This is a genomic window from Neisseria sp. P0001.S005, assembly GCF_051963715.1.
This window is the reverse complement of record NZ_JBQCTZ010000250.1, coordinates 1-4,550: the sequence shown is the minus strand read 5'-3', so window position 1 is coordinate 4,550 and position 4,550 is coordinate 1. Positions and strand designations below refer to the sequence as shown.

At 51.4% G+C, this 4,550-nt stretch carries 6 protein-coding genes; all 6 read left to right on the top strand.

All coding sequences use genetic code 11. The features are described from left to right. The first annotated feature begins 196 nt into the window (after positions 1-196). Positions 197-916: a UMP kinase gene (gene pyrH, locus ACTHSP_RS18160; protein ID WP_002243681.1), complete on the top strand. Its 720-nt coding sequence runs from the start codon at positions 197-199 to the stop codon at positions 914-916. A 163-nt stretch (positions 917-1,079) separates the two neighbouring features. After that, positions 1,080-1,550: a 23S rRNA (pseudouridine(1915)-N(3))-methyltransferase RlmH gene (gene rlmH / locus ACTHSP_RS18155; protein ID WP_049352693.1), complete on the top strand. Its 471-nt coding sequence runs from the start codon at positions 1,080-1,082 to the stop codon at positions 1,548-1,550. Between the two features lie 170 nt (positions 1,551-1,720). Beyond that, positions 1,721-2,362, top strand: a complete 642-nt coding sequence (gene pyrE, locus ACTHSP_RS18150) for an orotate phosphoribosyltransferase (protein WP_003682682.1) — start codon at positions 1,721-1,723, stop codon at positions 2,360-2,362. Positions 2,363-2,461: 99 nt separating this feature from the next. After that, a complete protein-coding gene (locus ACTHSP_RS18145) occupies positions 2,462-2,857 on the top strand; it encodes an MJ0042-type zinc finger domain-containing protein (protein ID WP_039862294.1) in 396 nt (131 codons plus the stop codon). Continuing rightward, positions 2,854-4,167 (top strand): amino-acid N-acetyltransferase, encoded by a 1,314-nt coding sequence (gene argA, locus ACTHSP_RS18140; protein ID WP_049352695.1) that lies wholly within the window; start codon positions 2,854-2,856, stop codon positions 4,165-4,167. Before ACTHSP_RS18145 ends, argA begins: the two co-directional genes overlap by 4 nt. A 45-nt stretch (positions 4,168-4,212) precedes the next feature. Then, a partial coding sequence (locus tag ACTHSP_RS18135) for an exodeoxyribonuclease III (protein WP_440346603.1) occupies positions 4,213-4,550 on the top strand: 338 nt, incomplete at its 3' end.

The following is a 4,550-nucleotide window of genomic DNA, read 5'->3' as shown; positions in this document are numbered from 1 at the left end:
ACCTAGATTCCAAACGAATCAGGGTGCTTTTTTTTGAGAAAACCGTTTACGGTACCTATTTTAAGACGACCGAATATTCAGGCCGTCTGAAAACAAAACAATAATAGAACGACACACCATATCATTGTAATCCGACCGTTTGAAATTCAGACGGCCCAAACTCCGACCGACGACATTCAAGAAAGCAAGGTATCCCATGACACAGCAAATCAAATACAAACGCGTATTACTGAAACTCTCCGGCGAATCCCTGATGGGTTCTGATCCGTTCGGTATCAATCACGATACCATCGTTCAAACTGTCGGCGAAATTGCCGAAGTCGTTAAAATGGGCGTGCAAGTCGGTATCGTTGTCGGCGGCGGTAACATTTTCCGCGGCGTATCTGCACAAGCAGGCAGCATGGACCGCGCCACTGCCGACTACATGGGCATGATGGCAACTGTAATGAACGCGTTGGCACTTAAAGACGCATTTGAAACTTTGGGCATCAAAGCGCGCGTACAATCCGCACTGTCTATGCAGCAAATCGCTGAAACTTACGCCCGTCCTAAAGCCATTCAATATTTGGAAGAAGGCAAAGTCGTGATTTTTGCCGCCGGTACCGGTAACCCATTCTTCACGACCGATACTGCCGCCGCATTGCGCGGTGCGGAAATGAACTGCGACGTGATGCTCAAAGCCACCAACGTTGACGGCGTGTACACCGCAGATCCGAAAAAAGATCCATCTGCAACACGCTACGAAACCATTACTTTTGACGAAGCCTTGTTGAAAAACCTCAAAGTGATGGATGCCACCGCTTTCGCCCTCTGCCGAGAACGCAAGCTCAATATCGTGGTATTCGGCATTGCTAAAGAAGGCTCGCTCAAACGCGTGGTAACCGGCGAAAACGAAGGTACACTGGTTCACTGCTAATCATTGAAAGGCCGTCTGAAACAGCCGAACGGGATACATTCGGCTTTCAGACGGCCTTTTATTTTCAGTCGGTTGAGGTGGGTATTGGCTCATGGTTTGAAAAGGTTAAGAACTTGCTTGACCATAATCCCCAACCGACAATTCGATAACAAAAGGATACTCCATGAATATCACCGTCTTGGCTGTCGGCACGAAAATGCCGCGTTGGGTGGATGAAGCCGTCAGCGAGTACGCCAAACGCTTCGGGCGCGATGTCAATTATGCGCTGAAAGAAATCAAGCCAGAGAAACGCGGCGCGGGTGTGAATGCGGCTCAGGGTATGACGGCTGAAGAAAAACGCCTGTTGGAAGCTATACCGCAGGGCGCGTTTTTGGTGGTATTGGACGAGCGCGGCAAAGCGCCGACTTCGGTCGAATTGGCGCAACATTTGAAAAGCTGGCAGCAAAACGGCGAACACGTCTGCTTTATTATCGGCGGCGCAGACGGCATGACCGACCGATTGAAACAGCAGGCAAACATGATGATGCGCCTTTCCAGCCTGACCTTGGCGCACGGCATGGTGCGCGTTTTATTGACCGAGCAGCTTTATCGCGCCGTTTCGATTTTGCACAACCATCCGTATCATCGGGAATAATCCTTTTTGATTGCAGGGATAAGACGGCAATGCCGCCTTGTCGGTTTGAAAGGGAATAGGGCAAGTCGGTTTAAAGCGGGGTTGAACCTGTTTTCAGACGGCCTGATTTTTCCGCATGAATCCTTTATAATCGTTTCTTTGATAAATCAACATCTTTCGGGAGAACCCAAATGTCCGATTTCCGTCAAGACTTCCTCAAATTCGCTTTGGCACAAAACGTGTTGAAATTCGGCGAATTTACGACCAAGGCCGGCCGTCAGTCGCCTTATTTTTTCAATGCCGGTTTGTTCAATGACGGCGCATCGACTTTGCAGCTGGCGAAGTTTTACGCCGAGGCCATTATTGCCAGCGGCGTGAAGTTCGATATGCTGTTCGGCCCAGCCTATAAAGGCATTATTTTGGCGGCGGCAACAGCGATGATGTTGGCGGAAAAAGGCGTGAACGTGCCTTTTGCCTACAACCGCAAAGAAGCCAAAGACCACGGCGAGGGCGGTGTGTTAGTGGGTGCGCCTTTGAAAGGCCGCGTGCTGATTATCGATGATGTGATTTCCGCCGGTACATCCGTGCGCGAGTCAGTCAAACTGATTGAGGCCGAAGGCGCAACGCCTGCCGCAGTGGCCATTGCGCTCGACCGCATGGAAAAAGGCACGGGCGAATTGTCGGCGGTGCAGGAAGTCGAAAAACAATACGGCCTGCCGGTGGTTTCGATTGCCAATTTGAACGATTTGTTCACGCTCTTGCAAAACAATGCCGAATTTGGAGGCTTTTTCGAGCCGGTCAAAGCCTATCGCGAACGTTACGGCGCGGTTTAAACCATAACATCATGCTCAGGTCGTCTGAAACAGTTTTCAGACGGCCTGAAACATTGGCTAAAATATATTTTTGATTCAATACACTTACGGAAAATACTCATGCCTGCTTGTTCTTGTCCTCATTGTAAAACACCGCATTGGGTGAAAGATGCTCAGTTGAACGTGGCGCAGGGTTTCGTGGTCTGCACGCGTTGTTCGGGGATGTTTAAGGCCAAGGATTATCTGTCGGGCAACCTGCCGGCCGATCCGGCCCATCTGCCTGTGGCGGTAACGGATGTGCGCCTCGTGCATAACATCGGCGCGCAAATCCTCAAACATTCCAAACTCTCGCGCAAAGAAATTTCCGATTTGCTCAATAGTGCACTCAAGGAAGAGCCTAAGGCGGAAGAGCAGGCGGCGGTCAAAACGCGCAAGGACGGTTTCAACTGGACTTTGGCATCGCTGATTGCGCTGACGGTTTTGATTATGCAACTCTTTTATCTTGCCCTGCTATGAGTGCCATCGCCCATTTTGTCGCCAGCTTTCGTGAGGCCGCGCCCTATATCCAATATTTGCGCGGCAAAACCATGGTGGTCGGTGTGACCGACAGCCTGTTGGAAGGCGAAACCTTGATTCGTTTGGCCACAGATTTGAATCTGTTGGCCAGCTTGGGCTTGCGTTTGGTCTTGGTGCACGGTTCGCGGCATTTGCTCGACAAATTGGCTTCGGGTCGGAATTTTGTTCCGAAATACAGCGGCAGCCGACGGATTACCGATGAAGCGACTTTGATGGAAGTGAAGCAGGTGGCGGGGATTATTCGCAGCGATGTCGAAGCTGCCTTGTTCAGCAGCGTATCCGCACCGCAACGGAGTAAGCCGCCGGTTATCGCGTGTGGCAACTTTATTACCGCCCGTCCGTTGGGCGTTATCGACGGTGTGGACATGGGCTATACCGGTACCGTCCGCAAAATCGACGCGGAAGAAATCCGTTTGCGTTTGGATGGCGGCGCGGTGGTGCTTATCAGTCCTTTGGGACATTCGTACAGCGGTAAAACCTTCAATCTGAGTATGTGCGAAACCGCTCAGGAAGTGGCCATGGCTTTGCAGGCGGAGAAACTGGTTTTCTTGACCGAAGAAGCCGGTATCCGCCGTGCCGACGGCTCGTTAGCCAATACTTTGTCTGTCGGCGAAGTGCAGGAACTGATACACGACAATCCCGATGCGCCGGCCGATTTGCTGCATGCGGCGGTAGGCGCGTTGGAAAACGGCGTATCGCGGGTGCAGATTCTCAACGGCCGTGAAGACGGCAGCCTGCTGCGCGAGCTGTTTACCCGCGAGGGCAGCGGTACATCTATTGCGCGTGAGCCGTTTGTTTCCATCCGTCAAGCACGCAGCGACGACATCCCGCACATCATTGCCTTAATCCGTCCGCTGGCAGAACAAGGCATCTTGTTACACCGCAGCCGAGAGTATTTGGAAAACCATATTTCCAGTTTTTCCGTATTGGAACACGATCAAAACATTTACGGCTGTGTGGCGTTGAAAACCTTTACCGAACCGGACTGCGGCGAATTGGCCTGTTTGGTAGTATCGCCCGAAGCGCGCGATGGCGGCTACGGCGAATTGCTGTTGGAACATCTGTTTCAAAAAGCGCGTGCCTTAAATATCAAAACGCTTTTCGCCTTATCCACACATACGGGCGAATGGTTTGTCGAACGGGGCTTTCAGACGGCCTCAGCCGATGACCTGCCTGCTGAACGCCGGCAGGAATACAATGCCAACGGTCGCAATTCCAAAGTATTTGTTTATGACTTGCAGGCCGTCTGAAAACCTCAATCCTATTATCCGTTTTTAAAAAATTACTCAAATCTTATGTTGAAAATCATCTCTGCCAACGTCAACGGCATCCGCTCCGCCTATAAAAAAGGTTTTTATGAATACATCGCCGCTTCCGGTGCCGATATTGTCTGCGTGCAGGAACTGAAAGCTCAAGAAGCCGACCTGTCAGACGATATGAAGAATCCGCACGGTATGCACGGCTACTGGCATTGCGCCGAAAAGCGCGGTTACAGCGGCGTGGCGGTGTACAGCAAACGCAAACCCGACAATGTGCAAATCGGCATGGGCATTGAGGAATTTGACAGGGAAGGCCGTTTTGTCCGTTGCGATTTCGGCAAGTTGTCGGTAATTTCGCTGTATCTGCCCAGCGG

What these genes read in the sequence shown, in the direction of transcription:
- pyrH (WP_002243681.1), top strand. Translation starts at nt 197, where the DNA reads ATGACACAGCAAATCAAATACAAACGCGTATTACTGAAACTCTCCGGC.
- argA (WP_049352695.1), top strand. Translation starts at nt 2,854, where the DNA reads ATGAGTGCCATCGCCCATTTTGTCGCCAGCTTTCGTGAGGCCGCGCCC.
- rlmH (WP_049352693.1), top strand. Translation starts at nt 1,080, where the DNA reads ATGAATATCACCGTCTTGGCTGTCGGCACGAAAATGCCGCGTTGGGTG.
- ACTHSP_RS18145 (WP_039862294.1), top strand. Translation starts at nt 2,462, where the DNA reads ATGCCTGCTTGTTCTTGTCCTCATTGTAAAACACCGCATTGGGTGAAA.
- pyrE (WP_003682682.1), top strand. Translation starts at nt 1,721, where the DNA reads ATGTCCGATTTCCGTCAAGACTTCCTCAAATTCGCTTTGGCACAAAAC.